Below are 26,409 nucleotides of genomic sequence, written 5' to 3'. Positions count from 1 at the left end.
CTTCGTCATTGTAAGATTTTGCAGCTTGTCCAAAATAACAGCTAAGAGAGTAGCAGAGGGAAGGGGAACTGCAATGAAAAACAATGAATTAAAGAGGGGTCTCGAAGCGCGTCATATTCAGATGATTGCTTTGGGCGGCACAATCGGTGTCGGGTTATTTATGGGCTCTGCAAGCACGATCAAATGGACAGGTCCATCGGTAATGCTTGCGTATGCCATTGTCGGGATTTTTATATTTTTCATCATGCGCGCAATGGGGGAAATGCAGTACGTAGAACCGAGCACGGGGTCATTTGCGACCTTTGGTCATAAGTACATTCATCCTTTGGCAGGGTATACGACGGCTTGGAGCAACTGGTTCCAATGGGTTATTGTCGGGATGGCGGAGATTATTGCCGTTGGGGCATATATGAAGTACTGGTTTCCAGATTTGCCTGCTTGGATACCAGGGATCGTCGCAATGGTGATTCTCGGTGCAGCCAACCTATTCTCTGTGAAATCATTTGGTGAATTTGAGTTTTGGTTTGCAATGATTAAAATCGTAACCATCGTATTGATGATTGTTGCAGGGTTTGGTCTGATTTTCTTCGGGATTGGCAACGGCGGGAATGCAATCGGATTTTCTAACCTGTGGAAGCATGGGGGCTTTTTTACCGGTGGATGGTCGGGTTTTTTCTTCGCTCTCTCGCTGGTGATTGGGGCTTATCAAGGTGTCGAACTGATCGGGATTACAGCAGGTGAGGCGAAAAACCCGCAAAAAACGTTAATGAGCGCGACGCAAAGTATTATTTGGCGGATCTTGATCTTCTATATTGGCGCGATTTTTGTGATTGTAACGGTCTACCCATGGAATCAATTGCAAGCCATCGGCAGCCCGTTCGTTGCAACGTTTGCGAAAATCGGCATTACTGCAGCGGCAGGGATCATCAACTTTGTCGTCATCACCTCTGCTATGTCAGGTTGTAATAGCGGGATTTATAGCGCAGGACGCATGCTTTATACATTAGGAGTCAATGGACAGGCACCGAAAATATTTACGAAACTGTCCCATAACGGCGTGCCCCTGCTGGGAACGATTGGTGTGATCGTGGGATTGGGCATTGGCGTGATCTTAAGCTATATTGCACCGGAAGATCTGTTTGTGCATGTGTACAGCGCCAGCGTACTTCCCGGTATGGTACCGTGGTTTGTTATTCTAATCAGTCAAATCAAATTCAGAAAAGTCAAGGGGGCTGCATTGGATCAACATCCGTTCAAAATGCCTTTTGCCCCAGTGTCCAACTATGTCACCATTGCCTTTTTGCTTATGGTTCTGGTCGGGATGTGGATAAACGATGAGACACGCATCTCCCTCATTTCCGGCATTGTTTTCTTAAGTATTGTTGTGATTAGTTATTACGCTTTCGGCGTTAGCAAGGCTGTTCCAATAAGTGATCAAACAAATGATGAACATACGAGCAGCTAACTGTCAGACATCCATTTGACTAAATCAATAAACATCCCATTCTCCCTAAAGAGGAGTGGGATGTTTTTTTTGAGATCGAACCTGTCGTTTCAGATGGATGCGATTTCATTGTCGGCAACGTGACGTATACTGCGGGAACAAAAAAACAGCTCTTAATTTTTCATTAGGGCTGTTCACGACAATAGCCGATCCTGCGTAAAGGGTCGGCTAGTTAAGTATGATTTGTGTACTTCGTGCCTGTTGCTTCCTGGCTTTTCCAGTGTATCATGGAAAGATAGGAGCCTTTACGTTGGTAAAAGGGCTTTACATGACATTTCAGAAAAAACACGTTAATAAAGCGGAAAGCAAGCTTCATATTATTGTTGAATCGGCGATTCCTGATTTTTTATCGTACTTTACATACTTTTTACGACGGAGTTTGATAGGAGGCTAAAATAGATGGATTCCAAGGCCAAGAAAATATTGATGAACTCGTTTTGGAGCTCTGGGCGCTGGAGAGAGGGCGGATTCTCCTGCTCGGATGAAGACTTCCAATATGCGAAAAGCAAGGGACTGATGTTCGACCGGGTGACCCTGTCGCACGATGAATGCGTCCTAAAGTTAAAAGAGCTGCACGAGCAAAAAATCACCAAAGAAAAGGCGGTGCGCGCCTTTCTGCACAGTCTGTCCACGCGCAAAGTTTATTTGAGAAGCGCCTTGTCTAGCTTTGCATTGACGCAAGATCTACCGATCCATACGTTTGCGCAGCGACCGGCAGAACATATAAGCTACTGTGCTTGCGGGGATTGCAATGACAGAAAGCTGACCGCGAATGAACAATATGTTGACGAGGACTTAAATGTCCTTAATTTTGAACGAATCAAATGGGGCGGCGTCCGCTTGAACTGGCTGATCTATTGCCTGATGGATCTGGAATTCCTCAGTAAGGAAGAGGAGTTTGAGGTCCGCAGCGAGGATGTTACCATACTTAAGCGAATGATTCAGGCCGTAGAAGCCTGCAGTGAAAAGGATGCAGCCAGGCAGCTGGAAAAGCGCTGGAAGGATATTTTCCCTGCTAACCAGTATGAACGAGACTTCGTGATGGAAATTTGGGGGTACGCTGGTCTGCTGCAGTCCCATAACGATTACCGCAAAGAGCGCGGCCGAGGAACCGACTTTATGTCGATGGCGACCTGGAGAGGTGAGGATGGATATTCCGTGGAGAAGCTGGAGTTCTATTTCGGGGAATATTTATAGTTCGCCTATGACGAATGAAAGAACATCATCATAACGGAGGTAGAGTAGCCGTGACGGAACGTATTCCATGCAAAACGGAAGGCTGCAGGGCGACGATCCTGCCGACCACGGTCGCCAAAACAGGCGGTTACTGCATGCCCTGCCATCAAGAGCAGGAACGGCAGAAACGGCAAGCCTATATTGAGCAGCACCGTAAAACGGTGAACTTATATGAGGACCTGGCGGATCCGGTGGAGATTCTTAAAATTATGCATGCACCGAGGTCATATGACCCGCTGATCCAATATGTACCGTACCCGCGCAGCAAAGAGCAGATGTACGTATCCTTAACAGCTGAAGAAGCGGGCCGAATGCTGAAGTATGCGCTGGAGCTTCTGGCTGCGGGCGATAAGAGTGAAACCGACCAAATATTATTGTCGCTAGTGTGTTACCGCAATGATAATATCACCGGAGCTCTGCCCGAGCTGATGGAACACAGGATGTACCATTCCGGCATACTATTCAAAGATGCGTCACCCGACATCCGGGGCCGCCTGCTGCAGCAGGTGGAATGGGACGAAGATAACCGCAATCATCTTCTGCTGATTTTGAGCTGGATTGGAGATCCCGTGGTTGTCAGTCGGTTTCAGGAATGGCGATTACATCCGCCGGAGTGGGCGGGGCAGTTGTTCGTCGGGCCTGAAATTTATACCCTGGAGGGTGGCTGGGAGCTCACACCGGACGGAGAAAGGCGCGATTTGATCCACGGTTTGAGCTATGCGATTAGGGCAACGGGTGAGCAGCGTGATTCTGCAGCCGAAGCGCCCACCGCCCGTTTCCTGCAAACAAGCGCCTCTAATTGCCCGTGGTGCGAAGGGAAGCTGACCATCCTGATGGATGCGGACACCTCCCATCCTTCCCTGGCGTATCTCGACCTGCCGCTGGATCGCCTGCAAGTCGAGACCTGCGAGCGCTGCGGATGCTTTGGCACCATTTACATGGAACTGGATCGTCAGGGCATGCCGGTCTGGAGCCGCTTTAACCGGGAACCCGAGTATTTGCCGAGTTTTGATGCCGAGGACAGCGGCGGCGTGGCCGTGCCAAGGCTAACCCTTTCGGACGAGCCTCACTCCCCATTTTATGCCGCGACTTGGACATTATCTCAGCAGGATTCGCAGATCGGGGGTCACCCGAGCTGGGTGCAGGATGCTGATTATCCGGTTTGCCCTTGCTGTGCCAAACGCATGCGGTTTATCGGTCAGGTGGACTGGGCGGATTTCGATAAGTTTGGGGAAGGTATTTTTTATATGTTTGTTTGTCCAGAGGACAAGGTGACGGCTACGTTGTATCAGCAAAGCTGAGCCACGCCCGATGTGCACGCAGATTAGCTGGCCAAAGTCCAGAGGTAGTTGAGAGAGGAGGAGAAACCGTTGAATCACGCAGTAGAAGCTTTTCTGAACGAGGTATGGAACGAAATCACGGCAATTTACGCAAAAGAAAGCAAGAGGATTAATGAGCTTAAAAATAGAAGCAGGCTGCAAGCCGGAATCATGGATTATCTTCGAGTAGCATGGAGAAAAGGAAAGTTTACATGGGCAAATGGACGCATACATATCGATGTGCACGAGCCCTTCTCTTGGTCTGATAGCCCCTATAAAGTTGAAGCGGGTTCATATATAACAGAGTTGACCAATGAACTTCTAGTTGAGGAATTCTTTCCTGCCTTGTGTGAACGTATAGATCGACTGTTTCGCTCTGAGGAGCTGGGAGCGCGTTTCTTTGATTATAAGTTTGAAGTGGTATTGGAGTTTGAATGGGAACAGTCGAAATTATCGCTTAACCAGCAGCTAATAAATGAGCCTAAGTTGAGTGAACTGAAACAGACACTGGAGCAATTTATTCAAACAAAGGTTTTGCCTGATCCACCAGAGCTACCCGAAAAAGACCTCTTCTTTTTTGCCTATCATTTGGTCAATCCGGATCTGATGGAACAGAAATCGGAAGAGATCGAGCCTCTGATCCGCCGCCTCTCTGACAAGCTAAAAAAGAACCAAGAGCTCAAAAACGATTGGATCAGCCGTTATACTTCGGCCTTCAACAGTTGGGTGAGGGATCACTTTTTACCGCAGCATTTTACCCGATCCGGTTATTATGGAAACGAGTGGGTTTTGAAGGAGGAGCCGGTTCATCCTTCCGTAGATGCTGGAGAAATGGATTTCTTTCTTTATGCAGCCCTGCAGATCGGCTTCACCGAGCCGGATACTCGGCATGAGTACCTGAAACTTGCTGTGCAATTGGGTTCCAAGCGAGCAGCGGATTATTTGAAAATAGGCAGCGGAAAATTTGAGAGTACCTATCGTGGAGAGCGGGTGGAGGCCCGAAACAATGACGTGACGCAGACGATCGAAATCCGAATCCTCTCTGAAGAAGAGGCGGCTTACGGGGAAGCGCTCGATTATATCATCAATCTTTTGCGGCAGGGTTTTCCCAAAGAATACAACCTAAAGCTGAAGAGCAGCCAAAAACATTTTCTTCCGTTTAAAAAACTGGCGAAGTCCAAGCTGCATCAGTTCTTTGCCAATGCGCTTAGCTACCCAGCCTTATTCCCCAAGATTGCGGAATATGCGGATACGGCAATGGAGGAGTTCGCGTGGTACAGCGATGTGGAGCCGAGCGAGAAATCGGCTATGCCGGGCACTTATGCCGTACTAGGCCTCGGCTTATACAGCGAGGATTATTTTCCCTTGGTATGGCGTTATATGGGCCTGGTGGATACGGAGCATCAAATGGTGCAGGACGGCTATCCGCAGGCATTTATCGAGGCGCATGGCGTAAAGGCAGAGCATATGCCGGTGATCGTATCCATTTTGCTGGCAGGCATTGACGAGGGAACACAGGTAAAAAACCTAACCATCGACCGTCCTGAGCTTGCCGAGGCACTTATCGAGGCGCTGAAAGGCAAAGAGATTTATCAATGCGAAATGGTACTGTACCGAATCTTTGGAAGCGTGAAGAAGCTGGAAGGAGCGGCCCGAAAAGCACAACCGCCGCTAAAAGAAGGACTGGAGCAGCTGTTGGCGCTGAATGGCGGATGAACCGGTAGAACAGTTGCCCTATACCTCCGCACTGGGGAGCCATGGAGTATCTGGTCTCAATAAATATAAAAAGAAGAAGAGCCCACGTTGAACGTGGGCTCTTGTCGTTGCTTGCATGATCCGGGTCAGCCTTTTAGGCTTCTCGCAGCTGCTTAATCACTTCCGCTGCGAACTGATCCGTAAACCGAAGGCGTCCATTTTCCTGTACGATCCGTCCTTCCTGCATGCGGCGGTCCAGCCATTCGGTAATCCATCCTGGGGCATAGCCGCCTTGACCGAATTCTCCACCGAAGGCGATCATTTTCTCATAGATAGCCAAGTATTGTTCACGACTGGTATCCGGGTATGACTTTGTGTATAGCCAAAATTGCACATCATACATCAGATACGATAATTCATCCGCATGAAAAGAAAAATGGCCTTTTTCTTCGACAATCCGTGTACAGATGCTGCGGATTTTCTGTTCGATCTGTTCCAATTCCGATACTCGAGTGCAAAGCTCCCCCAGCAAGGGGGAAAATTTCCCGTGGGCTACTTTGTAAAGATCCGCTTCTTTGTCCTCCTCGGAGGTATCGAATTCTTCTTCGCTCACTAGGCCACTAATAAACGCTTCGAAATTTTCGGCCAGGAAAGTAATTTCATAATCGTCCTCCTGATCGACGTGAATCACTTCGGGTTCACCATCTCTTCCGCATGCCCGGTAGTCTAACATCACGACGTCATGACCTGCTGAAGGACAATCGCAGATTACTACGCCAATGTCGGGATATCCCCATTCCTCAATCATAAACCCACTGCCGAGATCCCCGCAGAGTGAATAACTTTTCTCCCGGCCAATGCCCATAATGCCCGTAATGGCAATATGATCCTCAGCCCAGGAGGTCGATTCCTCCGCTCTAAAGCAGGTGTTCTTCGGAATTCCACCATTCTGCTGCTTCATCAGAGCAATATATGAGGCAGGGAGTTTATAACCCAGCTCTTCCTCGATCGAGGCGATGAGTGCATCCGTGGGCGGCTCGGATAGATAGGACTTCCTCGCGTACTCGCTGTCGTCCCAAAAGTCAACAAGCGACATGTTCGAAAAAGGAACTTCCTCTGCTCCCGAACCACGAGAATCCATGGCCGCTGTCCTTTTGGCCGCCATCCGACACTCTTGCCTTTGCTGCTTCTCCGCTTTTTGCAAGCTCCACTTTAACCATAATTCAGTATCTTGATCACCGGCTTCTAACTTGTCTGAGGTACGGAATGCCTGTGCCGCCTCGTTATATCTTTTTAAATGATAAAGAGCAAAACCTACCCGATAGTGCCATAGTGGATCTTGTTGACCTATTTCGGATATTTTTTCAAATTGATTGAGTGCTTCTTCATAAAGCCCCAAGTTGTTATAGGCTCTGGCCAGTCGGCTGACTGCCTCATAGTCCCGTTCCTTCTCGGGAATAGCTAACAACAAGTCCACAATTTGCTGCTGTTCGTCTTCTTCATGCCATTGGTTCAATTGTTCGATAAGCGCTTGGTCCATTGCAGCCTCCAAAACTATTATTATTCTATAAAAATTTAGCGGCGTTTGCCCTCAAGGGTTACATCGATGATAGCCACGCGGCGCTGCCGCCGACGATCGTTATGATTACTCCAGCCGAAACTCCCCATATATGCTTTTTATCTAATCTAAGTTCTCCAATGAAACGAGGCAGCAGCCATTTAAAAGCAAGGAGCACGAAGACACCCTGTGCGGTTCCTAAAAGCACCAGTTTCTTGGCCTGATTCATGTAGGCATCGATTGGAACAGAACGTGAGAACGCCAATGTTCCCCCGGTGCGTGCACTCCACAATGTAATCGTCATATATATCATCAAAGTTAGCAAAGTCAAAAAGACCGTGAGTGTAAATTTGATCATGTCGGGTGATAACCATTTTTTCGAGGACTTGGATGTCGGTAATCCAATTAGGAAGAATACAAAGCCTACAAAAACCGCGCAACCTACAAAGGCACATAAAGCGCCATTCACGATGGCTCCCGCCATCAAAAGAATAAATAACATACGCCCCTCCAGTAGATTTGGATAATAGGATTTCGACATCTCCCGATTAGAGCTCACTGCGGGTAACTAAATCGGTGCATCGCGAGCAAATACGAGCAGGCCTTGACCCCGGAGTTGCAGTATATAACGCTTGGTATCTTCTACCTTTACAAATAGTAACATCAAAAAATGGCTGTGTACAAGAGAATGATTCCTGGGAATGAATCATACTGGATTAATATTAAAAAAAGGCGAGGAAGAGGGAGAACGGCTGGATAAGCTTGATAATAGATTTTGGGAAGACCAGGATCAAATCGCGGAAATTGTACATCGGTTTTACGTGCAGCAGCTGGGAATATCCGCTCCATCATAAGGTGACATGGTGGACAGTATCAAGAAGGCAGCCTAGTACGGGAGAGAACAATTACAGATCCAGCTTTTTATGATCGCGTTGTTCAAGGTTGCGGGCCGTCTGACTAAGCTTAACCTTATTGTGGTCCTCAAAGGTTCCCAATACGTAATCAAGCACCGGATTGGTGACGCCATACCAGTAATTTTCATTTTTATAGTGATGCCATAAATGGATTTTCTTCATCCAGCGGCCCCAGGGGGAGAATGGGGTAATCGGACGATGGGCGATATAATGCTTCCACTCATAAAACAATAGAAACAGGATCACGCCAGCGATAAACGCATTTGTAATTACGAGGCTGGTAGAAATAAAGTAGGCAATTGTTCCCGCAATGGCGATGTTCGGCAGAGAATACCACAAAGGCAGAAACAATAAATGTAGGTCATTCGGATTGGAATGATGATCATAGTGTAAGCGCTTAATTAAATTTAAATAGAATGGATTTTTCGGAGTCTTCATGTGAAAAAGGAAACGGTGTGTGAAATACTCGGCAGCTGCATAAGCGGCCATGCCTATGATGAAAGCAACCCATGGGCCGATAGATGTCAGGTTGGGGATGAGGAAGCCAAAGCTGACCAGGAAGATTCCGCACATGATGCCTATGTCGGGGAAGAAGAAAAACTCTTTTACATACTTATCCCTCATTCAAAAACACCTCCTAATTATCGTTACTGGGCAACGTTACAGTATTTCTTGTGCAATGGCCTCTTTGTCACGCTAATCTATGAATATGCAGGAAATAATGAATTCATTTCAATTTTACCCCTCTATGTACTCGTCTGATTCAGCCTAGTACATGTCTCTTACAGGCGTCTGAAGATGAAGATACCTGTGTTAAAGTGATATTGTTACAAAATTCACAAAGTGGGGGTAACAATAAAAATGAAGAAATGTAGAATAACCCTGAGTCTGGTGTTATGCATAACTTTAATTCTTTCCGTTGCAGGTTGTGGGGGGAACAAAGATAGTTCAAAGAGTCCACCATCTGACAAATCAAGTTATAAAGCGGGCACCTATACAGGAGTTAGTAAAGGCAACAATGGCCCAATCAAGGTTGAAGTCGTATTTTCGGATGATCGCATTACTTCCGTTGCCATTAAGGAACACAATGAAACACCCGGGATTTATGAAAAAGCAGCAGAGCGTATCCCAGCGGATATTTTGGAACATCAATCGCTAGCTGTGGATGCCGTAAGTGGTGCGACAGTAGTAAGTACCGCCATTATTGAAGCTGTTGCAGATGCTGTACAACAAGCGGGTGGGGATGCTCAAGCGCTCAAATCGGTTGCCGTTAAAAAGCAAGTAGGCAAGGCAGAAGAAATGACCGTTGACGTTGTAGTTGTTGGAGCAGGAGCTGCCGGTACGGCTGCTGCATTGGCATCTCTCGAAAAAGGTGCGAACACGCTTCTGATCGAGAAAACCGCAGTGGCAAGTGGTGCGGGAACGCTGGCAGGCGGGATGTTCGCGTTAGATAGCAAACAGCAGAAAGAACAGAACAAAGTCGTCGATAAAGAATGGTTATTTAAAAAGTACATGGAAACGAGTAACTATCATGCGAATGCAAGATTGGTTCGCACAATCATGGATAATGCAGGGAAGACGGTAGATTGGATGATTGAGAATGGAGCCAAATTAGTCCTTACGGATCCCGGGCAAAGTGGTCAAAAAGCTTTAGTAGGTACTCCAGCTACCATTCATGGATATGTTGAGGGTGGCTCCGTTGCCTTAGAGAAGCTTCGGAAGCAGATTGAAAGCAAGGGTGGCAAAATCATGTTCGAGACGCCCGCAGAACAATTGATCAAGGATGACAGAGGAAACGTTACAGGCGTTATTGCCAAAAAAGCTGACGGTGGAGAGTTAAAAATACATGCTAAATCCGTAGTACTTGCAACTGGAGGATATGGCGGTAATGCGGAAATGATGAAAGAACATTTCGGAGAAAAAGCAAAAACAGGTTTGATCGCTTCTGCTACAGGAGATGGACTAAAAATGGCTTGGGGAGCTGGCGCAGCTGAGTTTGGTACAGATGTGGCACAGTGGTACCACTACATGCCAAATCCAGATTTGACAGGGAAAATGAAAGATCCTTATGACCTTTGGGATTTAACGGCCTTGCCGCTTCTATGGGTGAATAATAATGGTCAACGCTACATTAATGAAGACATTGTGTTTGACTTTGCCTATGGGTCATCGGCCATCTATGAACAACCAGGTGCCTCGCACTGGGCTCTTTTTGACCAACAATTGATTGAGACGGTAAAGACCAAGGGTCTTATTGCATATGCCGACCTATATAGCTCGTTCAAAGGTAAAAAACAAGGCTTTATGGAATTTAATGAACCGTTTGATACGGATACCAACTATAAGTCGACGGTTACGCCTTTTGATTATACGCCAACTATTGAAGAAGCGATTCAATCCGGGGTTATTGTAAAAGGAGACACCATTGCAGAGCTGGCAAGCAAAATTGGTGTAGACGAAAAGACACTTACGGCTAACGTTGATCGTTATAATGGATTTAGCAGAAAGGGCGTTGATGAGGATTTCTTTAAAAATAAGGAATATCTCCATCCTGTAGAAAAGGGTCCATTCTATGCATTGAGTACTTCGGCACGTGGTCTGGGAACACTTGGCGGCGTGAAGATCAATGAGAATATTCAGGCAGTGAATGATCAGGATAAACCTATTCCTGGACTATGGGTCGCTGGAAATGATGCAGGCGGGATGTATGGCAATACTTATATTACAATCGAAGGCGGTACGCTTGGTTTCGCCTATACATCAGGCAAACTGGCTGGAGGAAATGCCGCTGCATACGCCAAAAAATAATAACCAGGTAATAAAATAAGAACAAGTCTCTTGAAGCACCCTCTATAGTAGGCATTGGATCGACACCACTGGTGTTCATAACCGATGAATAGCTATAGGAGGTGCTTTGCTATGTCGTGTGATAAGTTGCCTTTCCTTTCCATGACAGAAGAAATAAACTTTGTGAGAGATGTAAGCAGGGGGAATAAGGGATGCAGAGTATCTTAGCATTGTTGCAATTCTATAATACCTATGATCACGATGATATATATTTTAGTGTGGCTAAAAATTTTATCTATCAATTTGATCAGATCAGTGACATGAGTCTCGTTGAAATCGCTGAAAAATCATATTGTTCGCCTTCTACCATTACAAGGTTTTGCCGCCATTTGTATTATTCCAGTTATCCTGAACTACGATTAGAATTATCAAGATTAAGACAGCAATATGTTCTCAATGTGCTTTCCACGAAGCAAAAAGTCTCGATGATGGAGAATTCATTAGTTGGTGGGAAATATATCATTACGCAAACGATTGATTGTTCACTAGAACAATTGGATTCATCACAAATGAATTTGTTCGTTAACATGCTGCTGTCCAAGATGAAGATTGGTTTCTATGGGTATAGTGTTCCTCAAGCTGTCTGGCTGTTGCAAATTGATTTACTTATGGATGGTAAAGAGTCCACTGCATTTTTAGACCCGAAGTATCAAATCGAAGATGTTCAATCTTTAGATGAGCATAGCTTCGCTATATTTTTTCACTATACGAATGACGAGATATTATCCATTGAACAAATGATGCAAGAAGCCTCACAAAGGGGAGCTAAAGTGGCGCTCATAACGAATACATCGACGCTATTTTCAACTCAACATGTTGATTTTATATTTGAGCTCTCTTATCATCCACTGGCTCTTAGTTTAATGATTGTCAACGCATTTATTACGCACATGTCGCTGGAATACCAGCAACAAAATAGGAATTTGGCCATTGAAGCAATAATTTCAATTTAGAAATATAAAACACAAAAAGAACCCTAAACTGTTGGTTTAGGGTCCTAATCATGAACTAAACGTAATCTATTTCGTCGCTTTTCGTCCTACGAATACCCAGTACAGCGATAAACTCAAAAGGGTGATGAGTACGAGAATGAATAGGATATTACTAAACATGGAAGCATCCGAATTGCTCGAAATCCCTAGGATGCTTGTTCGCATAGCGGAATGGTCCATCATGGCTGCTGTATAGGCAATTCCGATTGACATCGCGACACTTAGTGTTAAATTGAAAAATCCCACGGCTGTTCCTGTTTTTTCTTTTTCAATCGTACGAATGCAAGAATCAAGTATTGGTGCATACATGAATGCAAATGAGCTAGAGAATAACACCATCGATATCACGAATACAACAACAGAAGATTGTATAAAGAATGCGCCTAATAATAAGCTGACCACAATACAAGACATCGCGATTGTAATACATTGCTTGCTTCCCAGAAACTTCGCGATTTTTCCGGAAAGAGCCCCGACGACCGTAGCTGCTACAAAGCCTGGAATCATTAATAGTGAAATGGTATCAAGCTTCAAACCATACATCTTTTCAAGTAAGAATGGAAATAAGAAAATATACGCTAACTGTACAGAGTAAATAACAAAAGCAACACCAAGCAATGAGATAAACTGTTTATTTTTAAAGAAGGATATGCCAATAAACGCTTTTGAGTTTTTACTGATATAAACAAGGAATAATGTAACTGCAACAACAAACAAGATCAGGTAAAGCCAATTGAAATCGGTAATATACAGGAGTAGGGCTGCAGAAATGGTTCCCACTAGGAATAATCCTAATACATCGATATGACGTTTTTTCGTTTCTTCCTTAGGAAGATATTTTAAAATAAAAGGAAGGGTGAGCAGGGTTACTAAAGAAAGTAAAAACAGGCTTGTCCAATGGAAGTACGTAGAAACGTAGCCTCCAGTTAATGTACCTATGAGCTGCGAAAGAGCAAAACTGCTAGTACTTAATCCTAAAAATTTCTTTTGTTCATTTGCAGGTAAATGTTTGGTTACAAAGATAACATATAATGTTTCGGCTGATGCTAAACCTGCCGTTTGGATCATTCGTGAGATCACAACGAGCAAATACGAATGTTGAAACATGTATCCCATGACTGAACCGACACATATTAAAGTGATACCCGCGATAAAAAGTTTTCTGATACTAATGGAATCCGCCAAAGCTGCGTACACCACCGCCCCAATTCCAATCACAAGGCCAGCTAGGGTGGCTTGCCAACTAACTGTTGTCGCTGAAATGTTGAAATCCTTAGCCATATCAACAGAAATGATCTTAAACGAATTATCAATGATTAAGCATAGTAGAAATAATAGTAAGGTAATAGGCACTGCCTTCTTAATATTAAATTCCTGAGTTTTCTTCATGCTCACATCTGCAGTAGTGGTAGACATAGCGATATTCTTCTCCTTTGTTGTTTCAATCTAATGATGTCTAATAAGGTAGCGCTTCCATGAATACCCCAAAATATTATCCCTTTTGGTTACGATTTCATGATCATACATGATGATTCTTTGTTCTGTACAACATTGTATAGTTGTCTAAAAACTTGTATACGTTTTAATAATGAGAATGGTAACACAGCTTTATCTCGAAAAACAACCCATCTTTTTTGCGCATTTTGTCTTTTTTGTTACAAAAAAGCGATGTATTCATAAAAAATACACCGCTTCCAAATTAATGAATTATTTATTCAGTTATTTTGATGTTTTAATCTTCATTTGACTAAATTCTATAGGTATATAGTATTTATTGTAAACAACAGGGTATTTATCACTGATATATACACTTTCTAAAATCAAATCACATTCCTCACTGTGGGAAAGCTGGTATTTCAATGACGGCGTATTGACGGAATTCGAACGTTTAATTTCAAGGGTAGAGGAATTAGCGAGTTCATATACTTTATTCTCCAACATATCCAACACTTGTTTATCGTTTTGTAAGTCAAGATTTAATTCGGAAACGGCTTCGATCGGCATCATCGTAAAAGCAAAAGCTACGATTTTATCGTTACTTTTATACCAGCGTTCCAACGCAACAACTGCAGTCGTCTGTTGATGTAATACTTGCATGGCATAGTCCGTTATTAGTTCAATTCGAAAAATAAGTTCGATATCATCGATGTTTCCCGTATAGCATTTATATAGAGGATTCCCGAGCTTCTCCAAGCCATCCATATGATCATTATTATGGAATTTGGTAATGAAATTTCCTTTACCATGGATGTTTTTAACCAATCCATCTTCCTGCAAAAGGGCCAAAGCATGTCTCAATGTCATTCTGCTCACACCAAATTTTTTGGCCAATTCGGGTTCTGTTGGAAGCTGGCTGCCTTGAGGAAATGCTCCATCCATAATTAATTTATACAATTGGTCATAGACAATGACGGATAGTGGTTTTTTTTGTTTATGGAGTTCATGAAGTTTACTAATCATTTTCTTATGCCCCTCGTTCTTCTTTTCATGAATCTATTGTAACGTACTTTTCTACTGAAATTAATACGCTTTCAAAAATCTATTATAAAAACCTTCCCCGGAGGTGGATACGTTCGCAAACTAGTATACAAATTATCCGAACAACCATTGGCGCGAAAATACGATAAAAGGGGCAGTTCCAAAGATATCTAAGGAATTGCCCCTTCATTTGTTCGACATAAAGCGTAATTAAGTTTCTTTTATGGTTTCATGCAATTGTTGAAGGACCTTCTCCGTTACTTCTCTCCCACTTTCAAAGCTTCTTCACGAGAGATCAGGCTGCCGCCTGTCTTAAGCCCCATGTTCTCACGAATCTGGATTAGCTCTGCTAGTCGCTCTGTGCTCAGCTCCTCTAGTTGATCCGTGATCTTCTTCGTATGAAGAAGCGTCAAGGAGTAGTGCTCCAGTGATTCCATACGATAGTAGGCTTCAATGATGTCTCTTCCCCAAGTCAATGCCCCATGATTCGCAAGCAATACTGCATTGTAATCTTTGCAGAATGGTGCGATGGAATCTGGCACCTCTTGCGTACCTGGTGCTGCATAAGGAGATACAGGTACTTTCCCGAGCAAAATGACGCCCTCTGGTGAATAGGCACGATCCAGTGCAACACCTGCCATCGCATAAGCCGTCGCTGCTTGTGGATGTGCATGAACAACAGCTGTCAGCTCCTCATTCTCCACATAGACTCTCAAATGCATCTTCAGCTCTGAAGAAGGCTTCAACTTCCCATCTAATACTTTCCCTGTAAGATCCACCTTCACGAGCATATCTGGCGTCATGAAGCCTTTACTCACCCCTGTTGGTGTAGCCCATATTTCATTCGGACCCACTTTGATGGAAATATTGCCATCATTGGCTGCGACAAAGTTTTTGTTATATACGCGTCTTCCGATCTCACAGATCATTTCTTTCGCTTCAGCATCACTTAAATATGTCTTGTTATCTAGCATATAATCCCCTCCTGTATACCCATGCTGTATCCGTCCTTCATCAACTTACCAAACGAACAGACCGACTAAACCAGCACTTAGCAAGGATACTAATGTTCCGGAAAGAACCATCATCCATACGCCTCTGGACAAGTTATTTGCTTTTTCCTTGCTCACAATACCATTGAAGCAGCCTAGAATCATTCCCACGGTGGAGAAGTTCGCAAAGGATACAAGGAAAGTACTAAGAACGGCTTTCATATGCGGACTGAATGTATCCATAATCGGCATAATCTCGCCCATCACGACGAATTCATTCGTTACCAGCTTCGTACCCATGTACTGAGCCGTTTGGAATGCTTCACCAAGTGGCAGACCCAGAAGTAGGGTGAACGGTGTCATGATGGTTCCTAAAATACTGCTCAATGTAAGCCAAGGTGCAATGAGTAGAAGAATCTTATCAATAAGTGCTGCCAAGGATACGAAGGCAATAATCATCGCTGTGATGATGAGAATCAACTTACCAGCACCAAGGATCGAATCACCAAGGAAAGAGAAGAACGGTGGCTTTTCATCCTTTTTCATTTCAAAGATAACATCCTCTTCCTTCGTCAGCACGACAGGATTCAGGATACTCGTTATAATAATGGCGTTAATAATATTCAGTGGCACAGCCGTTAGAACGTATTCCGCCGGCAGCATTTGTGTATATACGCCAATCATCGCTGCGGATACACAGCTCATGGACATAAGAGAAACCGTGAATAGACGCTGCTGACTCATCGATTTTAATTGTCCACCCGATACAGCTAATGCCTCTGTGTTCCCAAGGAACATCATTTCAATCGCATAAAAAGACTCAAACTTCGGTTGACCTGTAAGCTTGGACAGCCCCCAGCCTAACCCTTTAATAATTTTAGGAAGAACCCCAAAATAAGTTAAAATATCAAATAACGGTACAACCAACAGGATTGGCATTAACGCACTGAACACAACGTCCATTTGTTCAACGTGAACCATACTTGCAAATGCAAAGCCAATTCCAGAAAAAGCGGTCTCGATTAACCAGTTAAAACCGACTGCGACTTGTCCAACGAACCATCGGCCACCGGAGAATGCCGTTAGCAACCAAGCTAAGAATAGATTAAAAACAAGTAGTATACCAATGGACTTCCAATTCACATTTTTCTTATCTTTGGAGAATATAAATGCTACTCCCATAAAGGCCAGTATACCGATGATGTTGATCAGTAAAAAAAAGTTCATGTGACCCTCCCGCTAAAATGAATTATCTTTTGATGTCATGTGCCTAGTTGCCCATACAGAGGTAGAGGGCTTGTTATATTATTCGAACAAAGCTTTCAACTTGTCCGTGTAAGGGGCTTGAAGAATACCCTTTTCCGTAATAATTGCAGTAATCAATTCATTTGGTGTTACATCAAATGCAGGGTTGAACACTTTTACGCCATCGGGTGCCGTCTGTTTGCCGAAGCCTTGCGTAATTTCTGTAGCAGAACGCTCCTCGATAGGAATCTCCGCTCCCGTTGTTGTCTCTAGATCGATTGTCGATAGAGGACTTGCAACGTAGAATGGAATATTATGTTTCTGAGCTAGAACCGCAAGACCGTAAGTACCAATCTTGTTTGCAGTATCGCCATTCGCTGCAATGCGGTCGCAACCTACAATTACCGCATCGACTTTACCTTGCTGCATTACCATCGCAGCCATACTATCGGTAATCAAGGTAACATCTACGTCCGCCTGCATAAGCTCCCAAGTCGTTAAGCGAGCGCCTTGCAATAGAGGTCTTGTCTCATCCGCGAAAACTTTAATATCCATGCCACGCTCTTTGGCAAGATAGATCGGAGCAAGCGCTGTTCCGTACTTCGCTGTAGCAATACCACCTGCATTACAGTGAGTTAGCAGTGTCATACCATCTTTTAATAGTGTTAGACCATACTCCCCGATTAATTTGCAGATTTCAGCATCATCCTTACGAATGGCTTCTGCTTCTTGGTTAAGAAGGTTCTTAATTTCTGTAATCGACTTATCTTTGTTGTCCACTAATGTCTTTTTCATGCGATTAAGCGCCCAGAACAAGTTAACTGCTGTTGGACGGGATGATGCTAGATAATCGGAGATTTCTTCGTATTTTACCAAGAAGGAATCATAATCGGTCTCCGTCAATTGGCTCGCACCGAGTGCAACACCATATGCCGCTGCAATCCCAATCGCCGGCGCACCACGAACCTTCAGTTCGAAGATGGCATCCCATAAGTCCTTCATCGTTTCAATTTCAAGATATACTTCTTCTAGAGGTAATTTGGTTTGATCCAGAAGGATGATTTTTGTTCCATCGTATTTCACAGACTCAATATTTTTCATGTCGTTCAATCCTTTACATTAAGGAATATTTTGGATCATCCTTCTACAGATCCTTATCTTCGACGCACGATATGAAATTTCATAATATTGTTCACAATCAAGCTTTTGCCGTGAAATATCGGGTCGTTAGCGTTGGAGTAAAAGGTTTGTTCCAAAACTTGTAGTGCTTCATGCTGGATAATGCCGAGCTTCTCCGCATCTGCCGCAGAAGCATTCTCAGCAAATAAACTGCAATGAGAGCTGAAAATCTGAATATTTTGCGCAGAACTAAGATAGCTCAAGATGGATGAATTCGCATAATTGGTTATGAAATCCGTACTTACATATTTTTCAGGAATATATATACGGTCTAGAGCAAACGGCTTCTTGTCCGCTGTACGGATACGCTCAAAGGATAATAAGATTTCTTCATCGTTCAAGCGAAGCAACCCTCTGATCTCTTCATCATGGGTAACCTCGGGCTCTGTGATCCCGATCGTGCCGACCGTATAGTTTTGTGCCTTCACTAGATCTGTCATGCTGTCTAGCTTCTCAATCCCTGTCGTTAACATCGGCGTTTTGGAGATGACAAATGTCCCTACGCCATGTTTTCGCACAATGTAGCCTTCGAGCTCTAGCTTCTGAAGAGCTTCTCGCAAGATGGGGCGGCTTATGTTCAACTTGTCCGCGAGCTTTTGCTCCGCATCCAATTTTTCTCCAATTTTGAATACATCATTTTCAATGAGATCTATAATGGTTCTTACCGCAAGCGACGATAATGATTCTTTTTCAATTCCAATGTTCTTCATTGATTTACCTCCTAAAAGCGACTGCCTTCATCTTACTATTGTTGAATATTGAAAAACAATATGCATTCTAGGAGGTAGAATCTTATAGGCTTAGCATTGTTTCCAGCGCAATATCAATCTCAGCTTGAATCGCTTCGTTCACAAAATCTGTGTGCGGGTTGTAATCATTCATATCACTAAAAGCATAACCATCGAGCGCAAAGATCCCGACAGCAGAGACACCTCTTAATCTGGCAATCACATAAAGTGCTGCAAGTTCCATCTCTGCCCCAAGAGCTCCTGACGCTTTGTACAGCATATGTGGGAATTCAAGTGGACCTGCATAGAACGCATCCAAGGTAACGATCGTACCTAGACCATACTTAAATTTCGTTTTCTTTGCTGCTTCTTCGAGTTTGAGTAACATTTTGAAGTCGGCAACAGCCGGAACGCCCTCAGGCACCATTTGCTTCGTTAATCCTTCTGCACGTACGGCTGAATCGGCGATAATCAAGCTTCCAGGAGGAAGCTCCTCGGTATAGGATCCTGCTGTACCTACGCGAATGATTTTCTTTGCACCTGCTTTAATCAGTTCTTCAAAACAAACAGCCGCACCCGGAGAGCCGACACCATGACTTGCAACGGTAATTTTTTTACCTTTATAGTAACCATTGATCGTACGGTATTCTCTGGAATAAGCGAGCTCTTCAGAATGATCTAATAGATCTCCAATCATTTTGGCACGCTCAGGATTACCAACGACAATAACATATTCAGATATAGCGCCTTGTTTCACTTTAATATTGGGTAACATCATTTCAGTCGTATCCACACGGATCACCTCACTCAGTCATTAAGAGGTCTGACCTCTTGACTATTATGATAAATAGATATGAAAACGTTGTCAAATGTTATTTTCATACAGATGTATCTCCGTTATACCCGATGGGGGAACCTAATAACGCCAGAATACAAATATCAAAAACCCGACCTCTTGAGGTCGGGTTCAATTTCGTGTGTACACCAGAAAAAAGCTACGGTTACTGCTTCAATTCAACTGGAAATAGGTAAAGTAATCTCGACAATCGTGCCCTTATTGATTTCACTTGTGATGTTGATACGGCCTTGATGGTCTTTAATGATTTTGTTACTGACAAGCAAACCTAAACCTGTTCCCTTTTCTTTTGAGGTGTAAAAAGGTTCTCCAAGTCTGGGCAGCAGCTCTTGTGAAATGCCGCATCCGTTATCGGAAAAGCGAATAAGGACTTGATTGTCGCTTAGAAGTTTGGTTTGAATATGAATTTCGCCAATTGCAGAGATGGCGTCCAGGGAATTCTTCATGATGTTGATGAATACTTGTTTTAGTTGATTTTCTTCACAGTTGATCGTAATGGGTATGTTTGAAAAGGTTGTATTGATTTCAATATTCTTTAAATGAGCCTCGGACGCAAGAAACTTTACAACGTTTTCTATGATTCGATGCAAAAGAATTGATTTTACATGGAGATTTTGTGGCTTCGCCAAGACAAGCAGCTCACTCACGATAAAGTTGATTCGATCTAGTTCAGACAACATAATGTCAGTAATAGTAGAAGATTTTTCTGAAATCGAGGGTTGTAGATATTGAATAAAACCCTTTAGTGAGGTAAGAGGATTTCTTATTTCATGCGCTATACTTGCCGCCAATCCTCCGATGACGGACAGCTTTTCTGTTCTCAGGAGTAATTCTTCATTCTGCTTCCTCTCCGTAATATCGCGTGTAATATTGAAGAAATGTTGACATTCGCCATCGGTGTTGAAAAAAGGCATTCCTATGGATTCGAAATAAATCCAATCACCATTTTCGAGTGTGTATCGATATTCGCAAGTAATGGGGGTTTTCGATTGAAGCATGTATGAAAAACGTTCACAGACGGTAGGAGCATCGTCAGGATGAATATTATGAAAGTTAATCCGATCTGTTCCTAACTTTTTAACATGCGAAGGAGAACTGTACATTGTATCGCCATTCTTATCAATCACAGAAATGAAGTCTGCTGTATTTTCAGCAATGAACCTGTATTGTTCTTCACTCTTCCGCAAAGCTTCTTCGGATTGTTTTCGTTCTGTGATATTACGTGACACGATTAGATAGCTCTCGATCTCATTGTTCTCAGAAAGGATCGGTACACAACGCGACTCCAAATACACCCAATATCCATCTTTATGTTGTACTCTGCATTCCATTTGAACGTTTTTTTTATGGATAGCGATGGATTGACGTAGATCTAGGAGTGTGTTGACATCATCAGGGTGAATAAGGGCGGCGAGAGTATCCTTCTGAAGATATTCATATGGAGTGTATCCCAAGTGAAGTTCTACAGAAGGAGATACGAATATTTTTTTCATGCTCAAATCATATGTGCTTATAATGTCGGTTGTATTTTCTACTAATATCCGATATTTAGCTTCACTTTCCCGCAAAGCTTCTTCAGCCATTTTACGGTATGTAACATCCCTAGCAATCACAGAAGTGCCAACGATATTCCCAGCTGAATCTCGTATTGGGGAAGCTGTTAGGCATACCTGGACCATCGTACCATCTTTTCGTTTACGTACCGTCTCATATCCAGAGAGTTTCTTACCAAAGGATTTAATCAGATGAAATCGTTCTTTCGTCTCAGTTATTAAAGGTTCTGGTACCAGGCAGTAAGGGTCATGAAGCAGGTCTTGGTAAGTCCAGCCATAGAACTGTTCAAAGGCAAGATTTACGAGAAGTATATTTCCCTGCATGTCCCGAATAGAAATCGCGTCCGTTGTAGTTTCGACAAGAGACTGAAGTAGTTCTTTCATGTCGATCTGTTCTTTACTTAGACTTGTTCGAAGAGTCTCTTTATCCATTGGGCGATCCCTACCTTTAATAAGGATTTGATTCTAAGTATATCTATTCCACCTTTCTTGTAAAGGTGGACTGAGGGCAGAATAGAAAAAAACATAAGAAACGACAAAAAGATACGAATAAAAATACAAAGTAATTCGATGGTCATCGAAGGATTCTCATGCTAGCATAGAGAGACAACATGAGAAATATAAGAAAGTAGGAATCGTTGTGCCTCGATTACTCTATGCCGCATTAGTGATGCTAAGTCTGATTTGGGGAGGTTCGTTTTTCTTTATTAAGCAGTTGCTGCACGATTTCGGTCCGTGGACGATCGCATTCCTCAGGTCCAGCTTTGGCTTGATTACTATTACAATAATCATGCTCGTACTACGAAAGCCATTCGAATTACGAAAAATCCAGTGGTTCCCGATGGCAGTCATGGCTCTCGTCAATACGGCTGTCCCATGGGCAATTATCGGTTTCAGTGAAACCAGATTGTCCAGCAGCATAGCATCGATCTTGAATGCTACAACGCCGCTATGGACGATCATCGTCGGGGCGCTGGTCTTCAAGGTGTCTACGAACCGGATGCAATGGATTGGCATGGGGGTTGCTTTTGTCGGGCTTGTTATTTTATTGGACATCAATCCGCATTCCATTGTGTCGGTTGATTTGATCGGATTTATTTGCATGCTGGTAGCTACGTTATGCTATGCGTTCGGTTCTCAGTTGTCCAAGCGGCTCAAGGGTGTGACCATGTATCAGACGACATTTGGCACGCTGCTCTGCGCCATGCTGGGAAGTGGGACCGTCGCATTTTCGGTCGAACCGGTTGACCTGTCGCGGTTGGCTTCATTAACGAATATCGGGATGATCATCGGGCTGGGTGTATTTGGCTCAGGAATCGCTTATATTTTGTTTTTTTTCATGGTTCAACGAGGAAGTCCCGAGTTCGCGACGATGGTTACTTATCTCGTTCCTGCAACAGCAATCATATGGGGGAGTACGTTATTGAACGAGCCCATTCATTGGAGCTTATTCGCAGGGCTTTCCTTTATTTTGGGCGGCGTATTCGTATCGAGTAGGAAACGAACGCCATCTGGGCTGCCATTGCAGAGCGAAGCGAAGTAAATATGCATTATCGTAACAAACTCGATCCAAAGACAAGACCCTCCCCGGAGAATTATCGAGGAGGGTCTTTCTTATTCAGGATCATGCGAGAGCATCTTCTGGCCCACTCAGAAAAATTTTCGAGGCAGAGCGTCTCGAAAACGCTTGCACCTTACGTAACGTAAGGTTTTATAATAGAGCTATCGGTATATAGTTAGCGCCAAAGAGAGGAGATGGTTAATGAAGAGATATTGGAAGATCGGGGACCTCGCCAAGATGACGGGGATTACCGTACGAACCTTGCGGTTTTATGATCAAATCGGATTATTCTCTTCGTCGGGACAGACGGAATCCGGCCACAGGCTGTACAGTGAATCGGATTTGTCACGTTTGCATCAGATTTTATCGCTTAAGGAGCTGGGCCTATCTCTCGAGGAAGTCAAAACGGTCTTAACTGGCGGGCAGATCACTCCGCTTGAGATCGTCAACTTGCAGATAGCCCGAATCAAAGAGCAAATCAAATTACAGCAGAAACTATTGGATCAACTCGGACATGTATCCAAGCTTATGCAGGGCAAGGCGCAATTAACGGTTGAAGATTTCACGAGCCTTCTGCAAGCGATGAAAATGGAATTTGAGAAGCCGGTCATTGAGCGTCAAACGATTTGGGAGCGACATTTGGATCTGTTGGGAAACTTTCTTATCGAGGAGCGCGAAATGCCGAAACCTAAGGAGGAAAATCAATGAACGAACGATTCATCAAGCATGCAACCTTCGTCGTCGAGCGGACTTATGCCGTTACGCCGGAGCGGGTGTATCAAGCCTGGGCCGACCCGATTGCCAAAGCCAAGTGGTTCTCGAAGCCGGAAATCTTCGACTTTCAGGTTGGAGGACGTGAGTACAGCAGTGGCGGGCCGCCGGAAGGGCCGATCTTTACATTCAACGCAAGTTACCAAGAGCTCGTTCCGGAGCAGCGCATTGTTTATACATACACCTTGGATTCGAACAGCACACGCATCTCCGTCTCGATAACAACAGTTGAGCTGATCAAGGTGGAGGGCGGCACGAAACTGATTTTTACGGAGCAAGGAGCGTACTTTGACGGACACGATACGCCTGAAGTACGGGAACACGGTACAAACGTCATGTTGGACGCCTTAGGCAAGGTAGTAGAAGGGGAGTTAGAAGCATGACTATAGGTGAAAATGAACTTATTGCTACGCGCGAGTACGATGTCCCGCGGGAGCTTGTGTTCCGGGCCTGGACAACCCCTGATTTGTTAGCCCAATGGTGGGGGCCGCAAGGCTTCACGAATACGATTCACGAGTGCGATATGAGTCCGGGAGGCACGTGGAAGTTCACCATGCACGGACCGAATGGCGTGGATTATCCGAACCATAATGTCTTTGTTGAGATCGTGCCGCATGAGCGGATCGTGCTTGACCATCTATCCGGCCACGAATTCCGAGTAACGGCTAGCTTCGATGACCTGGAAGGCCGCACCAAAGTTACTTTCCGTCAGGCTTTCAAGAAAAAAGAGGCGTTTGAACAAGCTAAGCTGATCTGCATAGAAGCTAATGAACAGCAGCTTGACCGACTTGGTAAAGTGCTGGCGGAAATGACGTCCTAGCTATGCAAGTGACATCGGAAGAAGCACCGCTTAAATAATGACTCTAAAGTTGTCGTCGTTCACGCCCCCTGTCGGGGTTGGACGGCGATTTTTATATTTTAGTAACGGGAGTACGGATTCCATCGAATGCGAATTTCACCAAATGTTGTACATAGGGTTCGTCCAACGTATCGCCTGTCACAAGCAAACGATAGAAAATCGGCCCATAAATGAGATCAGTGCATATGTCAATGTCGAGACTTTCTTTCAATTCCCCGCGTTGAATCCCTTTCTCTAAAAGACCCCTTGCCTCAAGTCGGCGGGGACGGAAAAATCGAGCTCGATAGGCCTCCGCCAACCCTGAATCAAACTGCCCTTCGCCTAATAACTCCGTAATGATGGTTCCCTCGCGACTCGTCAAAAACTTGGCTAAATTCGTGGCGTGTATTTGAATATCTTGAAATGTCGAACCCGTATCAGGCACGGGCAATCTGGCCGTGGCGGCATATAGGAAGCTATCCATGACCACGGCAGCCTTGTTAGGCCACCATTTATAAATCGTGGCCTTGCTAACTTGGGCACGATCGGCAATTTTATCAACTGTGACGGCTTGAAAGCCATTTTCCAACAATAGCTCATAAGATGCGGAAAGGATAGACTTTTGCGCTTCTACATTACGAGGCCTGCCTCTCTTGCCATTCATCGTAACTATCCCCTTTCGTCAATACATAACAGATAAAAACAAACTATACGTTCAGTATACCAATTATGAATAAAAAATAAAGTTGAAACCACCTATTTACAAAACTATACGTTCAGTATATTATCTTGTTATATAATTTATATACTATACGTTCAGTATTTAAAAACACGAAGAAGGAGGAACTACCATGAGGAGAAATTCGATGGAATTGTAATTGCCGTGAAGTAATGGAGTTTTCTGGCTTTAGAGGATTATCATTTTGTATAAGGAGTTGCCTAAAATGACTGCTGTAAAAGAACAAACAATCGAGAAAAATATCCCGACATGGTTAACCATACTTCTGGCTGCCGCATGCGGTATTGTTGTAGCTAATCTTTACTATGCACAGCCCTTGATCGGGGTAATCAGCTCTTCAATCGGGCTGTCCGCAACCAGTGCTGGCTTTATCGTGACGATAACGCAGATTGGTTACGTCGTCGGCTTGCTATTTGTCGTACCTATGGGAGATATTGTTGAGAACCGAAGGCTGATTGTCATATCTTTACTTCTCACAGCGGTTGCCCTTGCCATTACGGCAGTGTCGAAACAAGCTGTGCCGTTCTTAGCCGCTTCGTTTGTAATTGGTATTGGGTCGGTCGCTGCACAAGTACTCGTACCTTTTGCGTCATACCTTGCATCCGAATCCTCACGCGGCCGTGTTGTCGGCAATATCATGAGTGGTTTGTTACTTGGAATTATGCTTGCACGTCCTTTGTCGAGCCTGGTCGCTGACTTCTTTGGATGGCATACCGTATTCGCTTTGTCTGCCGCAGCTATTTTTATTCTGGCAATCGTACTGTCGAAGGTGCTGCCTACAAGAAGGCCTTCGACAGACACACACTATACAGCTCTACTCGGTTCGATGTGGTACTTGCTACGAACAACCCCGATCTTACGCCGTCGGGCTGCATATCATGCATGTGTGTTTGCGACGTTTAGCTTATTCTGGACAACAGTTCCATTACTGTTATCTAGCTCGATTTTTCATTTTTCTCAGAAAGGCATCGCATTGTTCGCGCTTGTCGGCGTCGCAGGTGCAGTAGCTGCGCCTGTGGCTGGGCGGTTGGCCGACCGCGGCTGGACTAAGCCTGCTACAGGGATTGCGCTCACTACGGTCGTCATTTCTGTTTTGTTACCGCTGATAATCCGTAGTAGTTCACCCATCGGCATTGCTGTTCTCGTGGTTGCAGCCATATTATTGGACGCTGGTGTATCTGCAAATCTTGTGCTCGGACAACGTGCGCTCTTCTCATTGAGTCCGGAAATTCGCAGTCGTCTGAATGGGCTTTTCATGGCTATTTTCTTTTTTGGTGGTGCCATCGGATCCGCAATTGGGGGGTGGATATACGCCACGGGCGGATGGAGTGCCGCGTTATGGATTGGAATAGCTTTCCCGATCATTGCCATACTTTATTTTGCCACAGAGAAGAAGTAGTTCTA

Annotated in this window: 24 protein-coding genes; 12 read left to right on the top strand and 12 right to left on the bottom strand. The window is 44.3% G+C overall.

The features are described from left to right. Window positions 1-73: 73 nt before the first annotated feature. From ACFQZR_RS28410 to ACFQZR_RS28395, 4 genes are all read left to right on the top strand, one after another. Window positions 74-1,465, top strand: coding sequence for an amino acid permease (locus ACFQZR_RS28410; protein ID WP_379351663.1), 1,392 nt, complete (start codon window positions 74-76; stop codon window positions 1,463-1,465). A gap of 438 nt (window positions 1,466-1,903) precedes the next feature. Then, on the top strand, window positions 1,904-2,701 hold the full coding sequence (locus ACFQZR_RS28405) for a hypothetical protein (protein ID WP_379351662.1): 798 nt from the start codon (window positions 1,904-1,906) through the stop codon (window positions 2,699-2,701). Window positions 2,702-2,751: 50 nt separating this feature from the next. Then, window positions 2,752-4,041, top strand: coding sequence for a DUF1963 domain-containing protein (locus ACFQZR_RS28400; RefSeq protein ID WP_379351661.1), 1,290 nt, complete (start codon window positions 2,752-2,754; stop codon window positions 4,039-4,041). A 69-nt stretch (window positions 4,042-4,110) separates the two neighbouring features. Next, window positions 4,111-5,775 (top strand): DUF6138 family protein, encoded by a 1,665-nt coding sequence (locus ACFQZR_RS28395; RefSeq protein WP_379351660.1) that lies wholly within the window; start codon window positions 4,111-4,113, stop codon window positions 5,773-5,775. A gap of 133 nt (window positions 5,776-5,908) precedes the next feature. On the opposite strand, the gene ACFQZR_RS28390 is transcribed toward ACFQZR_RS28395, so the two are convergent. Together ACFQZR_RS28390 and ACFQZR_RS28385 are read right to left on the bottom strand one after the other, a co-directional pair. After that, window positions 5,909-7,294, bottom strand: a complete 1,386-nt coding sequence (locus ACFQZR_RS28390; RefSeq protein ID WP_379351659.1) for an SMI1/KNR4 family protein — start codon at window positions 7,292-7,294, stop codon at window positions 5,909-5,911. A gap of 58 nt (window positions 7,295-7,352) precedes the next feature. Continuing rightward, on the bottom strand, window positions 7,353-7,814 hold the full coding sequence (locus tag ACFQZR_RS28385) for a hypothetical protein (protein ID WP_379351658.1): 462 nt from the start codon (window positions 7,812-7,814) through the stop codon (window positions 7,353-7,355). A gap of 199 nt (window positions 7,815-8,013) precedes the next feature. Between ACFQZR_RS28385 and ACFQZR_RS28380 the strand changes: the two genes are divergently transcribed. Further along, window positions 8,014-8,166 (top strand): hypothetical protein, encoded by a 153-nt coding sequence (locus tag ACFQZR_RS28380; protein ID WP_379351657.1) that lies wholly within the window; start codon window positions 8,014-8,016, stop codon window positions 8,164-8,166. Between the two features lie 51 nt (window positions 8,167-8,217). On the opposite strand, the gene ACFQZR_RS28375 is transcribed toward ACFQZR_RS28380, so the two are convergent. Further along, a complete protein-coding gene (locus ACFQZR_RS28375; protein WP_379351656.1) occupies window positions 8,218-8,850 on the bottom strand; it encodes a sterol desaturase family protein in 633 nt (210 codons plus the stop codon). Between the two features lie 237 nt (window positions 8,851-9,087). Between ACFQZR_RS28375 and ACFQZR_RS28370 the strand changes: the two genes are divergently transcribed. Next, window positions 9,088-11,034 (top strand): FAD-dependent oxidoreductase, encoded by a 1,947-nt coding sequence (locus tag ACFQZR_RS28370; protein ID WP_379351655.1) that lies wholly within the window; start codon window positions 9,088-9,090, stop codon window positions 11,032-11,034. 191 nt (window positions 11,035-11,225) lie between these two features. Continuing rightward, window positions 11,226-12,026, top strand: a complete 801-nt coding sequence (locus ACFQZR_RS28365) for a MurR/RpiR family transcriptional regulator (protein ID WP_379351654.1) — start codon at window positions 11,226-11,228, stop codon at window positions 12,024-12,026. Window positions 12,027-12,092: 66 nt separating this feature from the next. On the opposite strand, the gene ACFQZR_RS28360 is transcribed toward ACFQZR_RS28365, so the two are convergent. The 8 genes from ACFQZR_RS28360 to ACFQZR_RS28325 form a co-directional block, all read right to left on the bottom strand. Beyond that, window positions 12,093-13,481 (bottom strand): MFS transporter, encoded by a 1,389-nt coding sequence (locus ACFQZR_RS28360; protein ID WP_379351653.1) that lies wholly within the window; start codon window positions 13,479-13,481, stop codon window positions 12,093-12,095. 303 nt (window positions 13,482-13,784) lie between these two features. Continuing rightward, window positions 13,785-14,525, bottom strand: a complete 741-nt coding sequence (locus ACFQZR_RS28355; protein ID WP_379351652.1) for a GntR family transcriptional regulator — start codon at window positions 14,523-14,525, stop codon at window positions 13,785-13,787. A gap of 275 nt (window positions 14,526-14,800) precedes the next feature. After that, window positions 14,801-15,517, bottom strand: a complete 717-nt coding sequence (locus tag ACFQZR_RS28350; protein ID WP_379351651.1) for a class II aldolase/adducin family protein — start codon at window positions 15,515-15,517, stop codon at window positions 14,801-14,803. A gap of 45 nt (window positions 15,518-15,562) precedes the next feature. Continuing rightward, entirely contained in the window at window positions 15,563-16,762 is a 1,200-nt protein-coding gene (locus ACFQZR_RS28345; RefSeq protein WP_379351650.1) for a NupC/NupG family nucleoside CNT transporter, read from the bottom strand. A gap of 78 nt (window positions 16,763-16,840) precedes the next feature. Beyond that, window positions 16,841-17,881 (bottom strand): S-methyl-5-thioribose-1-phosphate isomerase, encoded by a 1,041-nt coding sequence (gene mtnA, locus ACFQZR_RS28340; RefSeq protein ID WP_379351649.1) that lies wholly within the window; start codon window positions 17,879-17,881, stop codon window positions 16,841-16,843. Between the two features lie 53 nt (window positions 17,882-17,934). Beyond that, window positions 17,935-18,669 (bottom strand): GntR family transcriptional regulator, encoded by a 735-nt coding sequence (locus ACFQZR_RS28335; RefSeq protein WP_379351648.1) that lies wholly within the window; start codon window positions 18,667-18,669, stop codon window positions 17,935-17,937. A gap of 82 nt (window positions 18,670-18,751) precedes the next feature. Then, entirely contained in the window at window positions 18,752-19,480 is a 729-nt protein-coding gene (locus ACFQZR_RS28330; RefSeq protein WP_379351647.1) for a nucleoside phosphorylase, read from the bottom strand. Between the two features lie 221 nt (window positions 19,481-19,701). After that, entirely contained in the window at window positions 19,702-21,480 is a 1,779-nt protein-coding gene (locus tag ACFQZR_RS28325) for a PAS domain S-box protein (RefSeq protein WP_379351646.1), read from the bottom strand. Between the two features lie 256 nt (window positions 21,481-21,736). On the opposite strand from ACFQZR_RS28325, the gene ACFQZR_RS28320 reads away from it, so the two are divergent. From ACFQZR_RS28320 to ACFQZR_RS28305, 4 genes are all read left to right on the top strand, one after another. Continuing rightward, window positions 21,737-22,639 carry a DMT family transporter gene (locus ACFQZR_RS28320; protein ID WP_379351645.1) on the top strand — a complete coding sequence of 301 codons (903 nt, stop codon included), beginning with the start codon at window positions 21,737-21,739 and terminating at the stop codon, window positions 22,637-22,639. A 219-nt stretch (window positions 22,640-22,858) separates the two neighbouring features. Beyond that, a complete protein-coding gene (locus ACFQZR_RS28315) occupies window positions 22,859-23,365 on the top strand; it encodes a MerR family transcriptional regulator (protein WP_379351644.1) in 507 nt (168 codons plus the stop codon). Continuing rightward, window positions 23,362-23,811 carry an SRPBCC family protein gene (locus ACFQZR_RS28310; protein WP_379351643.1) on the top strand — a complete coding sequence of 150 codons (450 nt, stop codon included), beginning with the start codon at window positions 23,362-23,364 and terminating at the stop codon, window positions 23,809-23,811. The genes ACFQZR_RS28315 and ACFQZR_RS28310 overlap by 4 nt, the downstream gene beginning before the upstream one ends. After that, on the top strand, window positions 23,808-24,248 hold the full coding sequence (locus tag ACFQZR_RS28305; protein ID WP_379351642.1) for an SRPBCC family protein: 441 nt from the start codon (window positions 23,808-23,810) through the stop codon (window positions 24,246-24,248). The genes ACFQZR_RS28310 and ACFQZR_RS28305 overlap by 4 nt, the downstream gene beginning before the upstream one ends. Window positions 24,249-24,339: 91 nt before the next feature. On the opposite strand, the gene ACFQZR_RS28300 is transcribed toward ACFQZR_RS28305, so the two are convergent. Further along, window positions 24,340-24,930 (bottom strand): TetR/AcrR family transcriptional regulator, encoded by a 591-nt coding sequence (locus ACFQZR_RS28300; RefSeq protein WP_379351641.1) that lies wholly within the window; start codon window positions 24,928-24,930, stop codon window positions 24,340-24,342. A gap of 280 nt (window positions 24,931-25,210) precedes the next feature. On the opposite strand from ACFQZR_RS28300, the gene ACFQZR_RS28295 reads away from it, so the two are divergent. Further along, on the top strand, window positions 25,211-26,404 hold the full coding sequence (locus ACFQZR_RS28295; protein ID WP_379351640.1) for an MFS transporter: 1,194 nt from the start codon (window positions 25,211-25,213) through the stop codon (window positions 26,402-26,404). The last annotated feature ends 5 nt before the right edge of the window (window positions 26,405-26,409 follow it).

Origin of the sequence: Paenibacillus sp. GCM10027629, from assembly GCF_042676425.1 — a bacterium.
GTDB lineage: Bacteria > Bacillota > Bacilli > Paenibacillales > Paenibacillaceae > Paenibacillus_K > Paenibacillus_K terrigena.
The sequence above is the reverse complement of the archived record's forward strand: the minus strand, read 5'-3'. Positions and strand labels throughout refer to the sequence as shown.

What these genes read in the sequence shown, in the direction of transcription:
- ACFQZR_RS28410 (WP_379351663.1), top strand. Translation starts at nt 74, where the DNA reads ATGAAAAACAATGAATTAAAGAGGGGTCTCGAAGCGCGTCATATTCAG.
- ACFQZR_RS28405 (WP_379351662.1), top strand. Translation starts at nt 1,904, where the DNA reads ATGGATTCCAAGGCCAAGAAAATATTGATGAACTCGTTTTGGAGCTCT.
- ACFQZR_RS28390 (WP_379351659.1), bottom strand. Translation starts at nt 7,294, where the DNA reads ATGGACCAAGCGCTTATCGAACAATTGAACCAATGGCATGAAGAAGAC.
- ACFQZR_RS28385 (WP_379351658.1), bottom strand. Translation starts at nt 7,814, where the DNA reads ATGTTATTTATTCTTTTGATGGCGGGAGCCATCGTGAATGGCGCTTTA.
- ACFQZR_RS28380 (WP_379351657.1), top strand. Translation starts at nt 8,014, where the DNA reads ATGAATCATACTGGATTAATATTAAAAAAAGGCGAGGAAGAGGGAGAA.
- ACFQZR_RS28375 (WP_379351656.1), bottom strand. Translation starts at nt 8,850, where the DNA reads ATGAGGGATAAGTATGTAAAAGAGTTTTTCTTCTTCCCCGACATAGGC.
- ACFQZR_RS28370 (WP_379351655.1), top strand. Translation starts at nt 9,088, where the DNA reads ATGAAGAAATGTAGAATAACCCTGAGTCTGGTGTTATGCATAACTTTA.
- ACFQZR_RS28365 (WP_379351654.1), top strand. Translation starts at nt 11,226, where the DNA reads ATGCAGAGTATCTTAGCATTGTTGCAATTCTATAATACCTATGATCAC.
- ACFQZR_RS28360 (WP_379351653.1), bottom strand. Translation starts at nt 13,481, where the DNA reads ATGTCTACCACTACTGCAGATGTGAGCATGAAGAAAACTCAGGAATTT.
- ACFQZR_RS28355 (WP_379351652.1), bottom strand. Translation starts at nt 14,525, where the DNA reads ATGATTAGTAAACTTCATGAACTCCATAAACAAAAAAAACCACTATCC.
- ACFQZR_RS28350 (WP_379351651.1), bottom strand. Translation starts at nt 15,517, where the DNA reads ATGCTAGATAACAAGACATATTTAAGTGATGCTGAAGCGAAAGAAATG.
- ACFQZR_RS28345 (WP_379351650.1), bottom strand. Translation starts at nt 16,762, where the DNA reads ATGAACTTTTTTTTACTGATCAACATCATCGGTATACTGGCCTTTATG.
- mtnA (WP_379351649.1), bottom strand. Translation starts at nt 17,881, where the DNA reads ATGAAAAATATTGAGTCTGTGAAATACGATGGAACAAAAATCATCCTT.
- ACFQZR_RS28335 (WP_379351648.1), bottom strand. Translation starts at nt 18,669, where the DNA reads ATGAAGAACATTGGAATTGAAAAAGAATCATTATCGTCGCTTGCGGTA.
- ACFQZR_RS28325 (WP_379351646.1), bottom strand. Translation starts at nt 21,480, where the DNA reads ATGAAAGAACTACTTCAGTCTCTTGTCGAAACTACAACGGACGCGATT.
- ACFQZR_RS28315 (WP_379351644.1), top strand. Translation starts at nt 22,859, where the DNA reads ATGAAGAGATATTGGAAGATCGGGGACCTCGCCAAGATGACGGGGATT.
- ACFQZR_RS28310 (WP_379351643.1), top strand. Translation starts at nt 23,362, where the DNA reads ATGAACGAACGATTCATCAAGCATGCAACCTTCGTCGTCGAGCGGACT.
- ACFQZR_RS28305 (WP_379351642.1), top strand. Translation starts at nt 23,808, where the DNA reads ATGACTATAGGTGAAAATGAACTTATTGCTACGCGCGAGTACGATGTC.
- ACFQZR_RS28300 (WP_379351641.1), bottom strand. Translation starts at nt 24,930, where the DNA reads ATGAATGGCAAGAGAGGCAGGCCTCGTAATGTAGAAGCGCAAAAGTCT.
- ACFQZR_RS28295 (WP_379351640.1), top strand. Translation starts at nt 25,211, where the DNA reads ATGACTGCTGTAAAAGAACAAACAATCGAGAAAAATATCCCGACATGG.